18 protein-coding genes and 2 tRNA genes are annotated in these 17,842 nt (G+C 67.8%); 4 read left to right on the forward strand and 16 right to left on the reverse strand.

Annotation, left to right across the window (positions count from 1 at the left end; genetic code table 11):
* The first annotated feature begins 560 nt into the window (after nucleotides 1-560).
* Entirely contained in the window at nucleotides 561-788 is a 228-nt protein-coding gene (locus tag D2L64_RS25110; RefSeq protein WP_119579673.1) for a hypothetical protein, read from the forward strand.
* A gap of 7 nt (nucleotides 789-795) precedes the next feature.
* On the opposite strand, the gene D2L64_RS25115 is transcribed toward D2L64_RS25110, so the two are convergent.
* The 6 genes from D2L64_RS25115 to D2L64_RS25140 all read right to left on the reverse strand — a co-directional run bounded on the left by D2L64_RS25115 (nucleotide 796) and on the right by D2L64_RS25140 (nucleotide 6,223).
* Nucleotides 796-1,593 (reverse strand): carbon-nitrogen hydrolase family protein, encoded by a 798-nt coding sequence (locus D2L64_RS25115; protein WP_119579674.1) that lies wholly within the window; start codon nucleotides 1,591-1,593, stop codon nucleotides 796-798.
* Between the two features lie 60 nt (nucleotides 1,594-1,653).
* Nucleotides 1,654-2,949 carry an ATP-dependent Clp protease ATP-binding subunit ClpX gene (gene clpX, locus D2L64_RS25120; protein ID WP_119579675.1) on the reverse strand — a complete coding sequence of 432 codons (1,296 nt, stop codon included), beginning with the start codon at nucleotides 2,947-2,949 and terminating at the stop codon, nucleotides 1,654-1,656.
* 206 nt (nucleotides 2,950-3,155) lie between these two features.
* Nucleotides 3,156-3,818, reverse strand: coding sequence for an ATP-dependent Clp protease proteolytic subunit (locus D2L64_RS25125; RefSeq protein ID WP_119579676.1), 663 nt, complete (start codon nucleotides 3,816-3,818; stop codon nucleotides 3,156-3,158).
* 14 nt (nucleotides 3,819-3,832) lie between these two features.
* A complete protein-coding gene (locus D2L64_RS25130; RefSeq protein ID WP_119579677.1) occupies nucleotides 3,833-4,474 on the reverse strand; it encodes an ATP-dependent Clp protease proteolytic subunit in 642 nt (213 codons plus the stop codon).
* 170 nt (nucleotides 4,475-4,644) lie between these two features.
* Complete coding sequence (gene tig / locus D2L64_RS25135) at nucleotides 4,645-5,991, reverse strand: trigger factor (RefSeq protein ID WP_158603548.1); 1,347 nt, start codon at nucleotides 5,989-5,991, stop codon at nucleotides 4,645-4,647.
* A gap of 158 nt (nucleotides 5,992-6,149) precedes the next feature.
* Nucleotides 6,150-6,223 (reverse strand) — tRNA-Pro (locus D2L64_RS25140).
* 266 nt (nucleotides 6,224-6,489) lie between these two features.
* Here D2L64_RS25140 and D2L64_RS25145 point away from each other — a divergent pair.
* A tRNA-Gly gene (locus D2L64_RS25145) sits at nucleotides 6,490-6,563 on the forward strand.
* Nucleotides 6,564-6,616: 53 nt separating this feature from the next.
* Here D2L64_RS25145 and D2L64_RS25150 read toward each other — a convergent pair.
* The 7 genes from D2L64_RS25150 to D2L64_RS25180 all read right to left on the reverse strand — a co-directional run bounded on the left by D2L64_RS25150 (nucleotide 6,617) and on the right by D2L64_RS25180 (nucleotide 12,819).
* Complete coding sequence (locus tag D2L64_RS25150; protein ID WP_456080982.1) at nucleotides 6,617-7,831, reverse strand: tyrosine-type recombinase/integrase; 1,215 nt, start codon at nucleotides 7,829-7,831, stop codon at nucleotides 6,617-6,619.
* Between the two features lie 45 nt (nucleotides 7,832-7,876).
* Nucleotides 7,877-8,095, reverse strand: a complete 219-nt coding sequence (locus D2L64_RS25155) for a helix-turn-helix domain-containing protein (RefSeq protein ID WP_119579680.1) — start codon at nucleotides 8,093-8,095, stop codon at nucleotides 7,877-7,879.
* Nucleotides 8,096-8,115: 20 nt separating this feature from the next.
* Nucleotides 8,116-9,912 (reverse strand): replication initiator, encoded by a 1,797-nt coding sequence (locus D2L64_RS25160; RefSeq protein WP_119579681.1) that lies wholly within the window; start codon nucleotides 9,910-9,912, stop codon nucleotides 8,116-8,118.
* Entirely contained in the window at nucleotides 9,909-10,589 is a 681-nt protein-coding gene (locus D2L64_RS25165) for a DUF2637 domain-containing protein (RefSeq protein WP_119579682.1), read from the reverse strand. Before D2L64_RS25165 ends, D2L64_RS25160 begins: the two co-directional genes overlap by 4 nt.
* On the reverse strand, nucleotides 10,586-12,016 hold the full coding sequence (locus tag D2L64_RS25170) for an FtsK/SpoIIIE domain-containing protein (protein WP_119579683.1): 1,431 nt from the start codon (nucleotides 12,014-12,016) through the stop codon (nucleotides 10,586-10,588). Before D2L64_RS25170 ends, D2L64_RS25165 begins: the two co-directional genes overlap by 4 nt.
* Complete coding sequence (locus D2L64_RS25175; protein WP_119579684.1) at nucleotides 12,007-12,297, reverse strand: hypothetical protein; 291 nt, start codon at nucleotides 12,295-12,297, stop codon at nucleotides 12,007-12,009. The genes D2L64_RS25170 and D2L64_RS25175 overlap by 10 nt, the downstream gene beginning before the upstream one ends.
* 93 nt (nucleotides 12,298-12,390) lie before the next feature.
* Entirely contained in the window at nucleotides 12,391-12,819 is a 429-nt protein-coding gene (locus D2L64_RS25180) for a hypothetical protein (RefSeq protein WP_199714764.1), read from the reverse strand.
* Between the two features lie 290 nt (nucleotides 12,820-13,109).
* Between D2L64_RS25180 and D2L64_RS27165 the strand changes: the two genes are divergently transcribed.
* On the forward strand, nucleotides 13,110-14,552 hold the full coding sequence (locus D2L64_RS27165) for an ApeA N-terminal domain 1-containing protein (RefSeq protein ID WP_147376307.1): 1,443 nt from the start codon (nucleotides 13,110-13,112) through the stop codon (nucleotides 14,550-14,552).
* Nucleotides 14,553-14,674: 122 nt separating this feature from the next.
* Here D2L64_RS27165 and D2L64_RS25185 read toward each other — a convergent pair whose 3' ends face one another.
* The 3 genes from D2L64_RS25185 to D2L64_RS25195 form a co-directional block, all read right to left on the reverse strand.
* Complete coding sequence (locus D2L64_RS25185) at nucleotides 14,675-15,400, reverse strand: GntR family transcriptional regulator (protein ID WP_119579686.1); 726 nt, start codon at nucleotides 15,398-15,400, stop codon at nucleotides 14,675-14,677.
* Nucleotides 15,401-15,748: 348 nt separating this feature from the next.
* Nucleotides 15,749-15,991: a hypothetical protein gene (locus D2L64_RS25190; protein WP_199714767.1), complete on the reverse strand. Its 243-nt coding sequence runs from the start codon at nucleotides 15,989-15,991 to the stop codon at nucleotides 15,749-15,751.
* Nucleotides 15,984-16,235 (reverse strand): hypothetical protein, encoded by a 252-nt coding sequence (locus tag D2L64_RS25195; RefSeq protein WP_119579688.1) that lies wholly within the window; start codon nucleotides 16,233-16,235, stop codon nucleotides 15,984-15,986. Before D2L64_RS25195 ends, D2L64_RS25190 begins: the two co-directional genes overlap by 8 nt.
* Nucleotides 16,236-16,618: 383 nt before the next feature.
* Between D2L64_RS25195 and D2L64_RS25200 the strand changes: the two genes are divergently transcribed.
* Nucleotides 16,619-17,842: a helix-turn-helix domain-containing protein gene (locus D2L64_RS25200; protein WP_119579689.1), complete on the forward strand. Its 1,224-nt coding sequence runs from the start codon at nucleotides 16,619-16,621 to the stop codon at nucleotides 17,840-17,842.

Raw genomic sequence — 17,842 nt, forward strand, 5'->3', positions numbered from 1 at the left:
GAAACAATTGGCACTGGCTTATCAAGCACCCTGTTGAGTTCTCAAAGAACAACCACACACCAAACTCGGATCCGAATCTCGAAACCGCGTCTGGGGCAACCGCTCCAAACTATCCGAATCGCCCTTCGAGGTCAACCTGAACTATCAGGCATCTTCGAGGATCACTCGGCCCACGTCAGCGCACGCCTCTCGGCGATCGCTTCTTCCGTGGAGAACCGCAGACCGGCCAGTCGCCTCGCGGCGACCCGCCCGGACCCTGCCGGCCCCAGAACCTTACCCGGTCGGCTTCGCGATCGCAACCCCAACTTTCGAGGCCGTTCGCACCACCCGGTCTCGGCCCCGCGATCGACATCGTCTCCGCAGGACCGGCGCCCGTTCTCGGCCGGTTTGCCCCGGCCTCCCGCGTGCAGAGAGAAAGTTACGCGGACGCCCCGGAGAAGGCAAATCATGGTTCGTCAATGCCTCGATGCGGCGTCGGCGCCATGGTCGGCCGCATCCCCGGACTGCCGCCCGCTCGCGCCGACGACCGTGAAGCGCTTCGGCGTGCCAGAGTGTCAGGCATGGATGACGTGTCCCGGCCCGCCAGCCCGGTCCTCGCCGAGGACGCACTGCTCGGGCTTCTGCTGCCGTTCTGGCAGCTGATCATCGGAGCGTTCGTGCTCTTCGCCGTCCTGGTGTCGATCGGACGGCTGGCCCGCCGGGGCCCATCGCGGATGAGCACGGCGCTGCTGGTCACCGCTGCGGCGATCGCCGGGTTCGCGGTGGTGGGCGTACTGCTGCAGGGATAATGGGCGTTCAGAGCCGGCGGTTGGCGAGGCTCGGCAGCTCGGTACGGATCCGAGAGAGGCAGTCGAGGTCCACGTCGGCGAGCGCGAACCCCGGGCCGTCGGGCACCTGGGACAACACCGTGCCCCACGGGTCGACCACCATGCTGCGCCCGTAACAGGTACGGCCCGGCTCATGGTCGCCGGTCTGCCCAGCGGCTGCCACGAAACACTGGTTCTCGATCGCCCGGGCGCGCAGCAGCACCTCCCAGTGATCACGGCCGGTGTGCATCATGAACGCCGCCGGCACCACCAGCAGATGTGCGCCACCGTCGGTGGCCAACTGCCGATACAACTCGGGGAAACGCAGGTCGTAACAGATGGACAGGCCGACCCGCAGTCCCTCGACGTCGACCACCACCGGCCGCTCCCCCGCGGCCACCGTCGCAGACTCGCGGTACGACACCCGGCCGGGGATCTCCACGTCGTACAGATGGATCTTGCGGTAGCTGGCGGCGAGCCGGCCGGCGCGGTCGAAGACCAGCGTGGTGTTCCAGGTGCGCTCGGGGTCGGGACCGGCCTCGTGGAACGAGCCGGCGATCAGCCAGATGCCGCGCCTACGGGCAACCGCGGCAAAGAACTGCCCCACCGCACCGTCGGCGGGCTCCGGTGCGGGCATCCCCGCACCGGGCCCCAGATAGTCGACGTACTCGGGGAGGAGCACCAGGTCCGCACCGGCGCCGACCGCACGGTCGATCAAGACCTCCGCGGCGGCGAGGTTCGCCTCCCGGTCGTCGCGGGAGTTCAGCTGGCAGACGGCGACACGCATGACTGCCAGCGTACGGGCGAAGTCACCGCGGCGGCAGCACGAGCCACGGGCACCGAACGGTCAGGCGGACTTCTCCTCGCGTTCGCGGCGCGCCCGACGGCCGGTGAACTCGCGCGGCACGATGGTCGGGTTGACGTTCTCCAGCACCACCTCGCGGGTGATGAGCACCCGGGCGGCATCCGGGTTGCTGGGCACCTCGTACATCACGGAGAGCAGGACCTCCTCCATGATGGCGCGCAGCCCACGGGCGCCGGTGCCGCGCAGCATCGCCTGGTCGGCGATGGCCTCCAGGGCCGGCCGTTCGAACTCCAGCTCGACGCCGTCCAGCTCGAAGAGCCGCTGGTACTGGCGGACCAACGCGTTACGCGGCTCGGTGAGGATGCGGACCAGGGCGGTCCGGTCGAGGCTGCGCACGCTGGTGATCACCGGCAGCCGACCGATGAACTCCGGGATCAGACCGAACTTGAGCATGTCCTCCGGCATCACCTGACTGAAGATGTCGTCGGTGGAACGCTCGGAGACGGCCCGAAGCCGGGCACCGAAGCCGGTGCCGCCGTGGCCGGTACGGGCCTCGATGATCTGGTCCAGACCGGCGAAGGCACCACCACAGATAAACAGCACGTTCGTGGTGTCGATCTGGATGAACTCCTGGTGCGGGTGTTTCCGGCCACCCTGCGGTGGCACGTTCGCCACGGTGCCCTCGAGCATCTTCAACAGCGCCTGCTGGACACCCTCACCGGAGACGTCCCGAGTGATCGACGGATTCTCCGACTTGCGGGCGATCTTGTCGATCTCGTCGATGTAGATGATGCCGGTCTCGGCGCGCTTGATGTCGTAGTCGGCGGCCTGGATCAGCTTGAGGAGGATGTTCTCCACGTCCTCGCCGACGTAGCCGGCCTCGGTCAGCGCGGTGGCGTCGGCGACGGCGAAGGGGACGTTGAGCATCCGGGCGAGCGTCTGCGCCAGGTGGGTCTTGCCGCACCCGGTCGGGCCGAGCAGCAGGATGTTCGACTTGGCCAGCTCGACGCCGTCACTGTTGGCGCCCGGCGCGTTGGCCGCCTCCGCCTGGATCCGCTTGTAGTGGTTGTAGACCGCGACGGCGAGCGCCTTCTTGGCCTGCTCCTGCCCCACCACGTAGGTGTCGAGGAACTGGCAGATCTCCATCGGCTTGGGAAGCTCTTCCCACTTCACCTCGCCGGACTCGGCCAACTCCTCTTCGATGATCTCGTTACAGAGATCGATGCACTCGTCGCAGATGTAGACCCCGGGGCCCGCGATGAGCTTCTTGACCTGCTTCTGCGACTTGCCGCAGAAGGAGCACTTGAGTAGGTCGCCGCCGTCACCGATCCGTGCCACCTACGTTCTCCCTGCACTCATCGGCCGGAGCCCCGGCCACGACCTGCGGACGCTACGCTCCGCCCGTCTTCTTCTCACCCCGTCGGTCGCCCGACGAAGCGGTACTGAACCGACGTTACCCGCTGGCGGAGGTTTCTCCGACCCCCAAAACGGGTGTGTCAGAGGTCGACCGACGACGGGCCGGCCGACCTCTGACCCGGTACCGGTCAGCTGGCGGCGTTCGCGGCCAGCAGCCCCTTCTTGCGGCTACTGAGGATCGTGTCGACCAACCCGTACTCGCGGGACTCCTCGGCCGTCATGATTTTGTCCCGGTCGATGTCCTTACGGACCTTCTCGACCGGCTGGTTGCAGTGCCGGGAGAGCATCTCCTCGAGCTGGGTACGCATCCGCAGGATCTCCCGGGCCTGGATCTCGATGTCCGAGCCCTGCCCGTAGCCGCCCTCGGTGGCCGGCTGGTGGATGATGATCCGCGAGTTCGGCAGCGCCATCCGCTTGCCCGGCGTGCCGGCCGACAGCAGTACCGCCGCAGCCGAGGCGGCCTGGCCGAGGCAGACCGTCTGGATGTCCGGCCGGACGTACTGCATGGTGTCGTAGATCGCCGTCATCGCGGTGAACGAGCCGCCGGGCGAGTTGATGTACATGATGATGTCCCGGTCGGGGTCCGTCCCCTCCAGGGTCAGCAGCTGGGCCATCACGTCGTTGGCCGACGCGTCGTCCACCTGGACACCGAGGAAGATGATCCGGTCCTCGAAGAGCTTGTTGTACGGGTTGGACTCCTTGACCCCGTACGAAGTGCGCTCGACGAACGACGGCAGGACGTAGCGGTTGTGCACGGCCGCGAACTGGGGCGGCAGGCTGAGGTCGGTCATCGTCTGCTCCTCGATCAGCTCAGGGTCCCGGCGCCCTCGGGAACCTGGGCGGCCCCGATGATCACCTTGTCGATGAAGCCGTAGTCCATGGCCTCCTGGGCGGTGAACCAGCGGTCGCGGTCCGAGTCCGCCTCGATCTGCGCCTGGGCCTGGCCGGTGTGGTGCGCGACCCGCTCCTGGAACATCCGCTTGGTGTAGAGCATCTGCTCGGCCTGGATCGCGATGTCCGACGCGGTGCCGCCGAGGCCACCCGAGGGCTGGTGCATCATGATCCGTGCGTGCGGCAGGGCGTACCGCTTGCCCTTGGTGCCCGCGCAGAGCAGCAGCTGGCCCATGGAGGCCGCCATGCCCATCGCCACGGTCGACACGTCGTTGTCGATGTACTGCATGGTGTCGTAGATCGCCATGCCGGAGTAGACCGAGCCACCCGGCGAGTTGATCCAGAGGAAGATGTCCCGGTCCGGGTCCTCCGCCGCGAGCAGCAGCAGCTGCGCGCAGATGCGGTTGGCCACCTGGTCGTTCACCTCGCTGCCCAGGAAGATAATCCGTTCCTTGAGCAACCGGTTGTAGACCGAGTCGTCGAGGTTGCCAATTGAGTCGCCACCTCGGGCGTCGATCGCCCGGAGCGGCTTCGCTGGGATGTGCATGTCGGTCATGGCAGCCCTTCGCTCTCCGTACCGTCGTGTCCGACACTAACCGCTTGGCCGGGCGCCAGAGTCCCGCTCCAAGCACTGTTCGCTCTCAGCGCAGGGGCCCCACGAGGCGTACCCGGAAAGGGATCGGGCCACCACCCACCGCAACCGGCGGACGGTGGCCCACCCAGCGATCAGTGCTCGTGCGCGTGCTCCGCCTCACTGGCCTCACGCAGCGCGTCCAGACTGATCTCGTTACCGGCCGAATCCTTGATCGTGATGCGCTCCATGACCGCGGCGAGCGCCTTGCCCCGCCGCACGTCACCGAAGACCGCACCGGCCGTGCCCGAGCGGACCAGCTGGTCGTAGTACTGCTGCGGCGCCATGCCGGCCCGCTGGGCGCGGTGGACGATCTCGTGACCGAACTCGTCGTCGGAGACCTGCACGTCCTCGGCGTCGGCCAGGGTGTCGAGCAGCAGCTGGACCTTGACGCCCTGGGTGGCGGCCTCGGTCAGCTCGGTGTCGATCTGCTCCTCGGTCTTCTCCTCGGCGGCGAGGTAGTCCTCCAGCGAGGCGCCGATGCGCTCCAGCTGGTCGACCATGGCTTGCTTGCGGCTCTCCACCTCGTCACGGATGACGCCCTCGGGCGCCGGCACCTCGGCCGCCTCGACGAGCTGCTCGAGGGCCTTGTCCCGGGCTGCGTAGATCTGCTCCACCCGCTTGCCCCGGGTGACCCGCTCGCGCAGGTCGTTGCGCAGTTCCTCGATGGTGTCGAACTCGCTCGCCAGCTGCGCGAACTCGTCGTTCAGCTCGGGCAGTTCCTTCTCCTTGACCGTACGCACGGTCACCACCACGTCGGCGTCGCGGCCGGCGAACTCGCCACCGACGAGCTGGGTGGTGAAGGTCGTCTCCTCACCGGCGGCGAGGCCGACCAGTGCCTCGTCCAGGCCCGGCAGCAGCTGCTTGCTGCCCACCTCGTGGGAGATGTTGCTGGCCGAGCCGCCCGGCACCTCCTCGCCGTCGACGGTCGCCCGCAGGTCGATCTGCACGTAGTCGCCCTCGGCGGCGGCCCGCTCGACCGTCTTCAGGGTGGCGAACCGCTCACGCAGGTTCTTCACCTGCTCGTCGATCTCGCTGTCGTCGATCTGCAGCTCGTCGACGGTCACCTCGATGGCGGCCAGATCCGGCACGGTGATCTCCGGCCGGACGTCCACCTCGGCGGTGAAGTTCAGCGAGTCACCGTCGTTGAACTCGGTGATGTCGACCTCGGGACGACCGAGGGTCTTCAGGTCGTGTTCACGGACCGCGGCGAGGATGTTCTGCGGGATGGCCTCCTGCACCGCCTCGTTGAGCACGGTGCCCCGACCCACCCGCTGGTCGATGATCGCCGCCGGCACCTTCCCCTTACGGAACCCGGGGATCTGGATCTGCTGGCCGATCTCCCGGTACGCCTTCTTGAGGCTCGGCTCGAGCTCGACGAACGGCACCTCGATGGCGAGCCGCACGCGCGTCGGGCTCAGAGTCTCGACGGTGCTCTTCACAGGCGTACTCCTTGACGGATCTCGGTTTGAATCTGGGCGCACTTTCGGCCCATCGAGTGTAGGCGAACCGACGTGGCCGACCGGCAGCGCCCAGGGACCGGCGGCGGGCGTCCCGCCCACCAGCCGTCCCGGATGCGCCGGACCCACGCTCGCGGCAGTCGGGGTGGCGGGATTTGAACCCACGGCCCCTCGCTCCCAAAGCGAGTGCGCTACCAAGCTGCGCCACACCCCGTGGCGTCGAGCAGTCTATGCCGTCGCCACGACAATGGGATGCCGGGGCGCCACCCAACGCGCCGAACAACCACAAACCGGACATGCCGCCGTTCCAGTCAGGGACGGTCGGCACCGTTTCGCCGATGTTGCGATGTCCGCGGTGAAGGGATACCGCCAGATCCGCGTACTTTGTGCGGGCACCGCCGACGCGGCGCCGGGATACGCCCGCGCGGGCGCCGCGGGCATTGGGTAAGCTGTCGGGCGCGTCCGGTTTTCCGGGCGTACGCGGGCGTAGCTCAATGGCAGAGCTTCAGTCTTCCAAACTGACGGTGCGAGTTCGATTCTCGTCGCCCGCTCCAGCACCACCGGCCCAGGTCAGCGGCGTTCTCGCCCAACCTGGGCCGCTGTCGTTCTAGTCATCTTTGATCTTGCGTGCCATTGGCGTGCCAGTAGCACTGTCCGTGCCGCCCGAGGTCGCTTCGCGTGCCTTCCGAGCGGCCTTCCTGCCCTTGACCGGCTTCTGCTTGTCCTTGGGCTTGGGCTTGCCCGCTGCGCGCTTGGTCTGCTTGGTGATGCGGCGGTTCATGGCGTCGGCGATCTCCCGGTCCCGCTCACTGCTGGCGTGCTGGTAGATCAGCGCCGCCCGCATGCTGGCGTGCCCCATCCGGTGCATCAGGTCCCGGGTGCTGGCCCCGGTCGCCGCCGCGAGGTTGTTGCCGGTGTGCCGCAGGTCGTGGAAGTGGAACCCCTCTGGCATGCCAGCCGCCCGCAGCGCCGCCGCCCAGCCGACCGCCCGCCGGAAGTTGCCGGAACGCAGCACCGCCCCCTTGTCCCCGGTGAAGACCAGAGCCTCCGGCCCCTCCCCCACGAACTCATCCAGGTGATCGGCCAACACCAGCCGTGCCGCCGCCGGCAGCGTCACCACCCGATTGCCCGCCTCCGACTTCGGCGGCCCGAACTCCATCCGGTTACGCAACGCCGCCAGCTTGCGCGGCACCCGCACCGTGCCCGCCGTCAAGTCCACGTCCCCGCGCCGCAACGCCGCCAGTTCACCCCAGCGCAGCCCCGAGTACGCGGCGACGATCACCAACGCGGAGTACCGGGCCGGCATCCGTTCCGCGAGCGCGAGCACCTGGACCACGGTCGCCACCGGCCGTTCCGGCGTGTGATAGCGGTCATAGCCCGGGATGCGGCAAGGGTTCTGTCGGATCAGCTCGTCCTCTTTGACGGCGGTGTTGAGGATCGCCCGCAGCAGCGAGTACGCCTTGACGGCCTGCGGTTCGGTGGTGCCGCCGTCGAGCAGCGTGCGCCGCCAGGTGCGGATGGTCTGTGGCTTGATCGCGCCCAGGGCGAGCCCGCCGAGGTGCGGACGGATGTGCAGCCGGAACAGGTCCTCATAGTTCTCGCGGCTACGCGGCTGGAGCTTCCGTTCGGCGATCCACTTCCGGCCGTACGGCTCAAGCTTGATCTCACCCGCCTCCGGAGCCGACCACTCCCCCTTGATGATCTCCGACTCCACGAGGGTCAACCACTTGCCCGCCTGCCGCTCCGTCTCGAAGGTGTGCGGCGCCTTCCGCTCCAACCCGTCCGGTCCGACGTACCGCGCCTGGAATCGCCCGGACGGCAACCGCCGCACGTTGCCGAAACGCCGCCGGCCCTTGCTTCCCGCCCATCAGGCCACCTCCCCCAGGTAGTCACGCAACTGCGCCCGGGACATCGGCACCACGCGGTGTGTCTCGATGTATGCGGCCACGGCGGACGCCTCGAAACGCACCAGCCGCCCGACCTTCACGAACGCGATCCGACGCTCAGCCACCAGCCGGCGCACGAATCGCGGCGTTGCCTTCAAGCGAGCGGCGACCTCATCGGCGGTCAACAGCTCGTCATCCATGCGGTTGTCCCTCCCCTGGTTCAGGCCGCGAGCGCGGCAGGTCGATCGGTTGCCGAAACAGCGACGGCTGTTCGCTGCCGGGCGATGTCGAGGTCTGCGCGCCATCGGATGCGGGCCGAGATGGCGCGTAGGAGTCGGTGCTCCAGGGGCGGCACGTCGGGATCTTCGGGTCGGGCGAGTTCGAACCGGTAGCGGTTCGGCCCGTCTGTCTCGTCGGCCGCCTGGTCGTGTTCTTCGGTGTCGGCCATGCCGCCCGCGAGGATCGCCCGCACCCAGGCCCGGTTATCGGCGCGGTGGTCAGCCAAGGTCTTCCCGGACCACTGCCGGGAGACGAGGACGCGGCGGCCGGTGAAGCCGAGGGTGGAGCGTTGGTGGACCTTCCCGGTGCACCGTCCGGGGGTCAAGCCCGCCTTGACGCCATCCGGCTGGACGCCGTAGAGCAGCCAGTTGGCACACGTCGGCGAGCACGGCAGCACGGACAGTTCGGCGTGCAGTCGGTCGAAGTGTGCCTTCTGCGCCTCCGACCGGGGCTTGGCCTGGGTCAGGTCTTTGGTGACGTACTTGGTCACGTACCGGATGGACCGCTCCGCGTCCTTGGTGCCCTGCTCGATGCCGCGTGCGTCGATGCGGCCGAGCCTGGCGACGTAGGCGGGCCGAGCGTCGGGTTCCTCCAGGGCGTCGAGCGCTTCACCCCAGGTGGGTAGCGGTTCGCGGGTTTTCGGGTCGACGTATGCCTGTTGGTCGACGTCCCAGACCGGCGGCTTGTCGACCCGGTAGATGGGTTCGTTGAAGGGTGGCCACCACACTTGGTGGTAGGTGGCGGCGGCGATCTGCTTGAGCAGCCGACGCGGGAGGGTGCCTCGGATGGCGAAGTGCGCGTGCGGAGCGAGGCGGCGTTGTAGTTCGACGGCTCCGGCGTATTGGACGTTCCAGCCGGCGGCCCGGCGGACGTTCTGCCACCACCGGTCCAGCACCCGGGCGAAGTGGATCGCATCCAGCGCGGCCCGCCGGTAGTCATACGTGGTCGGGTCGACCGGGGTGCCCAGCACGTCGTCATACGGCCCGTGTCGCTGGCCGCACTCGCACGGGGCGACGTAGGGGCCGCGCCGCAGGTGGGAATGCACCGCCCCGTGAGAGCCCAGGGTGAGCGTGACGAGCATCGAGGGCCGGTGGGTCTTGCCGGCCTTCCCGGAGTAGGCCCGCCCGACGGTGCGGGGGTCCACGGGCAGGCGGGGTAGGTCGGGTGAGTCCTGACGCCGCCTGGTCGACCGCTTCCGGCGTGGCCGGTCGTCGCGGTCCTTCGGGGTGAGGTGCCCACGCAGACTCGTCTCTGCGAGCGCCTCGTCCAGTTCTGCAATGGCGGCATCAATCTCGGCCAGGTGGGTGACCCGTTCGTTCGGGGTCATCGGCTGGTACTGCACCGCTTCCCGCTCGAACTCCAGATGCGCCCGCACCCGCACCAGCGCGAGCACGTCTTCCCCCGGCTCCTCGGGGCGTACGGCGGGTTCGTCGGCGAGGTGCCAGCCTTCCCGGATCTGCTGGATCCGCAACCGACGGCCCCGCTCCGCACACGGCGTGCACTTGACGGCGAGGGTCGCGCCGCAGGGCACCTCCACCACCTCGGTCACGCCCGTGGCGATGTCGGTACGGCGCAGGGCGAGAGGTCGGACGCAGACGCCGTTCTGTTCGGCGAGCTGCTTGAGCGCGTCCTTGGCGAGCGGCTTGCGCAGTCGGTCGGCCCGCGACCCCGGCCGAGGCCGCTCCACCGGAGCAACGGCCGGGGTCGCGGTGGTGGGGATGAGTTCGAGTTGGCTCACCGGTCACCCTCCGACCCGGTGGGGGTGCCGTTGCGTGGGGTGAACGCCGCCGCAGGGACGGGCACCAGACCGGGACGCCGCTCGATCGACGGCACCGGCCGCAGAACCGCCGGACGAGACTGCTCGCCGTCGACATTCCGGACGACGGTCGCCGCCTGGTCGCCGTTGATCCGCGTAGACAGGGCATCGCCGCCGGCTGGCTGGTCGTCGTTGAAGGGCATCGGCACTTCGTCGGGTCTAGTCGGCACGTCAGCGCGTCGGTCGTCGCTCGGCTTGGCGACCGGTGCCGGGACGGGTGCGGTGGAGAAGACGAGTTTGGACAGGCCGAGGAACGCCAGCGCGGGCACGGCGGACAGCAGCCAGCCGGACAGGCCCGGCTTGGCCACGGCGAGTTGCGCGGCCAGGGACAGCGAGACGGCGCAGACGAGCAGAAACATCGGGTAGCCGATGGGGCCGCCGGTGCGGCGGCGTTGGCGGATGGTCAGCAGCGCGGCCAGGGGCAGGAGTTCGGAGATGGCGGCGTTGGCCCAGCCGAACCAGTCCCCCGTCCCGGCCGGCGAGTTCGCCATCGTCCAGTCATGCACGTGCGTGAACGACGCTGCTCCGGCGAGTCCGCCGACGACGAGGACGATGAGGACCAGGACCACGCCCTCAATCCGTTGCGCGGTGGTCTTCACGCCGTCACCCCCTTCTCATGGGTGGGGTGGTTGAGGCGGCGGTAGGTGCGGCCGAGGGAGCGGATGTCGTCGTCGGTGAGGTAGGCGAACCGGACCCGGACGGGTTCCCGGACACCGTCGAGGACGACGAACCCCACCCCGGGCTGTGTTTCGGGGATGCGGTCGCAGAGGGCGCCTCGGTCGCGGGCGGCGTCGCCGAGGACCATGTCCACCTGCTCCGGCTCGGTCAGCCGCAGGCCGATGCGGGTCGGGAACAGGTCCCGGAACGGCAGCACGTCCTTACGCGGGTCCTGCAACGCGGCGATGACGTGCACCCCGACCGCGCGGCCCTGGGAGAGCAGGAGTCCGAGGGATTCCTTGATCCGGTCCCGGACCTTCCGATCCGTGATGTACGCGGTCAACGCGGCCAGCTCATCGATGACCAGGACCAGCAGCGGTTCCTCCACCGTCGGCACGTGCTGGCGGGTGATACCGCGCAGCCGGGATGCGCGTAGCCGCATCCGCTTGACGGCTTCGTCGAGGACGCCGGCCATGCCGTCGGGGTCGTCGTAGGCGAACCGGGCGAACAGCGGCACCCCCGCCGCCAACTCCATGCCGCCCTTCGGGTCGAACGCCCACACCTCCACCAGGCCCGACCGCACACCACCGGCCAGGGACCGGATGAGCGACCACAACACCGACCCCTTGCCCGCCCCGGTCGCCCCCGCGATCAGCACATGCGAGCCCGCCAACCGCAGCCGATACGGCTCACCGTCTTCCCGGACACCGAGCGGCAACCCGCCCAGGTCCGGCGTGTCCGCCACCGGCAGCGGCGCGACCATGCCGGCGAGGGGGTCGCGGCGCATGAACCGGACCACCACCCGGTCGGGACGGTCGGTGGAGCGGGCTTGCCCGGTGTGCTGCCGGAACGCGTACGCGAGACGTTCGGGCGCCTGGCCCCAGTCGTCAGGGATCTGCCCGGGAAGCATGCGCACGGTCAGTTCGTCGCCCCATCGGTCACAGCGCACCTTGACCAGCCGGGGCACGTAGCGGTCACCGCCGAACGCGGTCGCCAGGCCGCAGGTGGCCATGACCGACGCCCACCGAGGCCGATACGCCACCAACGCCCGCACCCGAGCAACCAGCGGATACCAGCCGAACCGCAGCCACGAAACCGGATGCCACCGCCACCACCCCAAGCAGCCGACCGCCAGCGTGGTGACGACGCCCGCCAGGACCAGCCCGTCAAACTCGGCACGTACCCACAGCGCGAGCGCGGCCGGGGTGGTGAGCCACCAGTAGCGGACCGCTAGGACAGTGAGGCGGAGCAGGCCCCGGGCCAGCCACCAGAACACCAGCAGCCAGCCCGGCACCCGCCACGCCGGCAGACGCACATTCATCGGTGCCACGGGGATCTTGTCCCCCGGAATGATGTTGATCAGAGGCACAGGCCACCGCCCTGACCACGGCCGAGGGTGGTGATGCAGGCCCGGCAGGACATCCGTCGCAGGTCGAACCGGCGCGGCTTGACCCACTGCGAGCAGCGGGGGCAGCGAATCGCGTAGACCAGGCCGGGAGCCGGCGGCAACCGCAGCACCGACCGGATGACCGCCTCCACCTCCCGGTAGGCGTGTCGCAGGTCGGCCAAGCTCGTGCGGACCACCACGAGCAGCGCCCCGACCAGCAGCGGCACCGCAGCGATCAGGGCAGGGTGAACTACGGTGGGCATCACGCCCTCCTTCACAAGACGAGGGATGGGAGAGCGCGGGACGGGCCGGGACTCTTGGCGGGGAAACGACCCGCCCCGCGCGCAACGAAATGATCAGGCAGCCACCGAACCCGGCGCCGACGACGCCGGCCGCAATGCCGAAGCCCGCAGCGAGTACGCCATCCGGGAGCGGCAGTCACCCGACGAGCGGCCCGGCTTGCACCGCTGCGAATCGACGTACGGAGTCAGGGTCAAGCCCTCGAACTCCACAGCCGGCGGGTAACCTGGCACCGTCGACGGCGGCGGCACCGGCTGCTGCGCGGCCACCACCTTTACCTTCACCTCAGTCGACCGGCCGAACTTCCCGGCCTCCGGGTCCAGGTCCATCACCCGCACCACCCAGACCCGCTCCCCGGTCTCCTTGTCCCGCGCCTGGTTGTCCGCCTCACCACGCCGTTCGAAGTCGATCTGCGGCGAGACCCCGAGGCACAGCGCCCCGGCGGGGAAGACGTACTCGGACGGGACCGGCACCTTCAACGTCATCGGAACCACGTGGGCAGCCTCCTAGCCTCACCAGCCGTCACCCTGACAACCGGTTGAGCTAACAAGCTACGTCAGCTTGTAAGCACAAGCAAGGTCGAATGTGGATCGGAGCGCGATACGCGGATCGGGATGTCCCGACGCTGACGCATCTCCCCGACGACATGCCAGGCCCGCAACCCAGAGGGTCAACTCCGACCCCCACAACTCCACAAGAACGGTGATGCCTTCTCGACAGGGGGCCAGTAGGTTGACCCTACTCGACCGGCACGCAAGACAATGAGGTGACAGTTTTGGAAGATTTTGAGGGCATGGGCGCCTTCTGGCTCCCCGAACACTCGGAGAACGTCTTAAGCGGCCACCTCAGTTTCAACCACGAAGACGGAGTCCGACTGTCACTTGTTGGTGACTTTTCAGATCACCCATTCGACGACGCTCAGCACCACCCAAGGATCGTAGGGTTCATCGGCAACAAGAGGATCACACTCGACAACTGCGATCCGGGAAACAGCTCACGAAGTGCACCAGGAGTTAGGACCCAAGAGTATCGAATCGAGAGCCTGTGGCTTGGCCACCACTTTGCGTCTGACGATGAACTCTCCTTCGATTTTGCTGTTGTGACGTTCGATGACCTCCCCATCTGGGTGGGAAAGTCGATAATCGAGGTTCACCATAAATACGAAGAGAGTAGGTGGGCTAGCACTAACGCGAAACTGGAACTCATCCCTAGCCAGGTCGAAGAATGCTCTAACCGAAGGCTGACACTGGGAATCTCGGCCAGCTCAGGCGGCGACCTTATTACCGAGTTTCACATGCGCAGCAAGCCCTACTTGATGATTGAACACCCGAACCCGACGCCCCACGAAGACCTACTTACCGAGATCAGTCGGATCCAAGACCTCGTGACCGTGTGCACCGATCGCCCGTGCGGTATTCGCTCCCTACACTTCGGGCGGGAAGACACACCCGAACGCGCCATAAACGGAAGGGCCTTCAAGGCGCCTAAGCAAATTGAGTATCGCGCCTCCCAGCTTAACCCCGCCCGCAAGGAGGGCGTAAGCCCCCTTAAGCAGCACCGCATGCTGCTAGCATTTGACGAGGTAGGGGGATTGCCCATGATCTCACGATGGCTAAGGACTGCCCCGACATTCAATCCCGTCCTTGGCTCGCTCATGTCTTCTCGTTACCGATCCAAGATGTACGTCGAGAATCGGTTCCTGAATATGACGGCGGCGGCAGAGTCCCTCCATCGACTCACCGGAAGCGGAACCAAGCTAAATCCGCAGGAGTTTGCTCGACGTTCCGAGAAGGCTATCAACGGCATGGCCACCCCGGACGAGCAAGAGTGGCTGAAGAGTATCCTCAGATATGCCAACGAACCGAGCCTTGGCAGCAGGCTGAGAAATTTGTTTAAGGATGCCAAGCCTGCACTGAATGGCCTAATTAAGGATCACGGAAAGTGGTCCATGGCGGTAGCCGGGATGCGTAACAGGCTAACTCATCTCGACGACATGGGAGGCTTACAATTCGATAGCTCGGCCATCTATTGGCTCAGCGAATCAGTGTACGATCTCACACGAGTCGCCTTGCTCAAAGAAGCGGGATTGCCTCTCGAACGCCTACGCGCTCTAGGCGAATCAGCGGTCTACAACAGATACGCGGACCGACTTCAATCAGCAATAGAAAGCACCCGGTCGGCCCTCGCGGACTACGACGCCTTGCGCTCTCGCAGTTGACTCCAGTGAACTAACTGCCCGCTACCGTCAGCGCGGCGGGTCGCACCTTGGCTGGAAGGCCGAAGTGTGCTCAGGTCCGGCGGTTTCCTTCAAGCGGCCTATACAAGGGCGCCTTGCCATCGTCAGGAAATGGCGTAGGTGTCTTCGATCTCGTGACGGCTGCCCGGCATGACAAGGACCGAGGTCATGATGGGGTCGCCGGACGCCTGGTGCACTGTGATGACGACGCTCATCACCGACTCGTCGGCCGGCACGTCCAGGGCATCGGCCTCGTCCGGGCTGACCCGGCGCGCGGTCATGCGTTCGGTAGCGTAGTCGGCCCGTAGGCTCTTCTGGCGCGCGATGAGGTCGAGCAGGCCGCCCGGGATGGGTTCTGGCTTGGTGATGTCCGTGCCGACCGCGATGTCCACCGGGACGAAGGTGGCGATCAGGTCGACCGGCCCGAATTCGGTGACGGTCCGTCGACGCCGTTCGTAGACCGGCGTGCCCTCAGGAATCTTCAAGTCGGCCGCGATGCGAGGCGTGGCGAGGACCGGGCCGACGTGCAGGATCTCGGTGTCGCCGGTCTCGTCCAGCTCGACCGCGTCCCGCGCGTACTCCGGCGAGGTGCGGCCGGCGGAGGGTCGGCCGCGTACGAAGCTGCCCTTGCCCTGCTGCGACTCGATCCAGCCGTCCTGCTTGAGGATGCCCAGCGCCTTGAGCACCGTCGGGCGGGACACCCCGAACTCCGTACAGAGTTGGTTCTCCGACGGCAGTGCCGCACCGGGCGCGTAGTCGCCGTCCTCGATGCGCTTCCGCAGCGTGTTCAACACGCGCAGGTACTTCGGCGTCGGAATCTCGTACGCCATCGCGGGCCACCCCACCTATGAACGCTGCATGAATTACAGCAGCTTATGAGTTGTTTGCATGACAGAACAAGTCAGCTCAGCCGTTCGGCGTCACACGCTCCACCTCAGCGGCCAACCACCCCGACCAGGACGCCGACGCCTCCACCCGCTCCGGACGAGTCGCGCCCGGCCACCGACGCGGCAAGCAGCCGTACCGGCCGAACACCCGCAACGCCGCCCGCCGCTGAGGACACGGACCATCTACGCGGCAGACAGGACAACGCCCGTCCGCGCTCGACGGTGTGTGCCGGTCAAGCTGCGACTGTGCGGCCCGCAACTGATCCCGCACCGCCCCCGACAGGTACGTGGTCATTGCGTCTCACCCTTCGGCGCGAACAACCGCGTCGGCACCAGGACTTGCGTGCGTTCGCCGCGCTGGTGGCGTGGGGTGACCTTGGTGCCCTCGACCCAGATCCACTGCTCCCGCTCGGGCCGGTTGAGCACCAGGCGAACCCCGGTGACCCGGAGCATCACCGGCCCGTCGGCTGGGCGGTAGCGGTCGGCGGCCTCGATGCGCAGTACCGCGCCGAGTCGTACCCGTAGGTCAAACACCACGCCTCCTCGTCGTCCGCCGTGCTGTTCCCGACGGGTCGGCGGGTTTGGGGTTGATCTGGAGGCCGGCGATCTGCGCGAAGACCTCCCGCCGCGCCAACGCCTCCCCGGTCGTCGGGTTGATGGCGTAGCCGGTGAGCCACACCCAGCCGTCATACGTCGGCCGATCACCGATCGAGGACACCCGCAGCCACAGCGCCCGGTCCCCGCCGAACTGCACCGACGCCCGACCGTCCAGCAACACCAGGTCACCCGGGTTCGGGACACCCGGCGGACGAGGTTCCGGCCTGCGAGGCACCGAGGCGGGCGGGCTCAGTCGGGACCGTCGTTCGGGTCGCGGTCCCATGCCAGCACCCACCCCGGGCCAGCCTCAGCAGGAAACCGAACGACCGGACCCCGCACAGTCCAGACAGGACCGCCGGGCCAGCGACCGAGTCCGCTCCGCGCCTCGTCCGATCCCACGGACCTCAGCGCGAGCGAGGGTGTACTTCCAGCCCGCACCGGAGCAGGATTGGCAGTTGGTCGATACGTTCAGCCCCGTCATGAACACAGGCTGTGGCACGAACCGCCCATCGACCCGGAAAATCCTTCCGGGGTCGCTACCGACCGAGGGGAGACAGTGAACCGGTGCACGGGACCACCAACACCCTGACCATCGGCGAACGCGTCGCCTGGTACCGCCGTCGACGCGGCCTGTCGCAAGAAGTCCTCGCCGGACTCATCGGCCGTACCGCCGACTGGCTCGGCAAAGTCGAGAACAACCGGATCGAGCTTGACCGCCTGTCCGTCATCAAGTCCCTCGCCGAAGTCCTGGACATCTCCCTCGGCGACCTCCTCGGCGAACCCTCCCTGCTCGACTGGACTGCCGACAGCGGCACCCAGACCGTCCCCACGCTGCGCGCCGCCCTGATGAACTACCGCGCTCTCGCCCCGTTTGGCGGCGGCACCGACGCGGAGCCGCCCAGCGTCGCCGTGCTCAGGAAAGAGGTCGGCGCACTCTGGGACGCCTACCAGGACTCACGATTCGGGTACGTCACCAGCCACCTACCCGACCTACTCCACCGCGCCCAGGCCGCCACCGACCACCACGACGGAGACGCCCAGGACGACGCCCGCCGACTCCTCGGCCTGGCCTACCAACTCACCGCCACCCAGCTCACCAAACTCGGGGAAGCCGACCTCGCCTGGATCGCCGCCGACCGCGGCCTGTCCGCCGTACGACCCACCGGCGACCCCCTCGTCACCGGCTCCCTGTTCCGCTCCGTCGGCCACGCCCTACTCGCCACCGGCCGCTACACCGAAGCCGTACGCCTCACCGAAGACGCCGCCGGATACCTCGAACCACACCTCAGCCACGCAACCCCCGCGCTGCTGTCCGTCTACGGCACCCTGTTCCTGTCCGGCTCCATGGCCGCCGCACGCGCCAACGACGCCGGCACCACCCGCACCTTCCTCACCGCAGCCCACCAGGCCGCCGACACACTCGGCACCGACGCCAACCACCTCTGGACCGCCTTCGGCCCAACGAACGTCACCATCCACCGCGTCGCCACCGCCGCCGAGCTGGGGGACCTCCAAGTCGCCATTGACCTCGGCCCCCGTGTCGACACCACCGGCCTACCCATGGAACGGCGAGTGCGGCACGCCCTGGAGGTCGCCCGCGCGTACAGCTCATGGAACCGGGTCGACGACGCCCAAGCCACGCTGCTCGATGCCGAACAGATGGCACCCGAACAGGTCCGCCACCACTTCCTCAGCCGCCAACTCGCCCTCACCTGGGTACGACGCCAACGCGGCAAACCCTCCACCGAACTGGTCAGACTCGCCCGCCGACTCAAGGTGCTCGACTGA

Origin of the sequence: Micromonospora radicis, from assembly GCF_003583405.1 — a bacterium.
GTDB classification, from domain to species: Bacteria; Actinomycetota; Actinomycetes; order Mycobacteriales; family Micromonosporaceae; genus Micromonospora; species Micromonospora radicis.

What these genes read in the sequence shown, in the direction of transcription:
- D2L64_RS25110 (WP_119579673.1), top strand. Translation starts at nt 561, where the DNA reads ATGGATGACGTGTCCCGGCCCGCCAGCCCGGTCCTCGCCGAGGACGCA.
- D2L64_RS25115 (WP_119579674.1), bottom strand. Translation starts at nt 1,593, where the DNA reads ATGCGTGTCGCCGTCTGCCAGCTGAACTCCCGCGACGACCGGGAGGCG.
- D2L64_RS25125 (WP_119579676.1), bottom strand. Translation starts at nt 3,818, where the DNA reads ATGACCGACCTCAGCCTGCCGCCCCAGTTCGCGGCCGTGCACAACCGC.
- D2L64_RS25130 (WP_119579677.1), bottom strand. Translation starts at nt 4,474, where the DNA reads ATGACCGACATGCACATCCCAGCGAAGCCGCTCCGGGCGATCGACGCC.
- D2L64_RS25155 (WP_119579680.1), bottom strand. Translation starts at nt 8,095, where the DNA reads ATGGATGACGAGCTGTTGACCGCCGATGAGGTCGCCGCTCGCTTGAAG.
- D2L64_RS25175 (WP_119579684.1), bottom strand. Translation starts at nt 12,297, where the DNA reads ATGCCCACCGTAGTTCACCCTGCCCTGATCGCTGCGGTGCCGCTGCTG.
- D2L64_RS25180 (WP_199714764.1), bottom strand. Translation starts at nt 12,819, where the DNA reads ATGACGTTGAAGGTGCCGGTCCCGTCCGAGTACGTCTTCCCCGCCGGG.
- D2L64_RS25185 (WP_119579686.1), bottom strand. Translation starts at nt 15,400, where the DNA reads ATGGCGTACGAGATTCCGACGCCGAAGTACCTGCGCGTGTTGAACACG.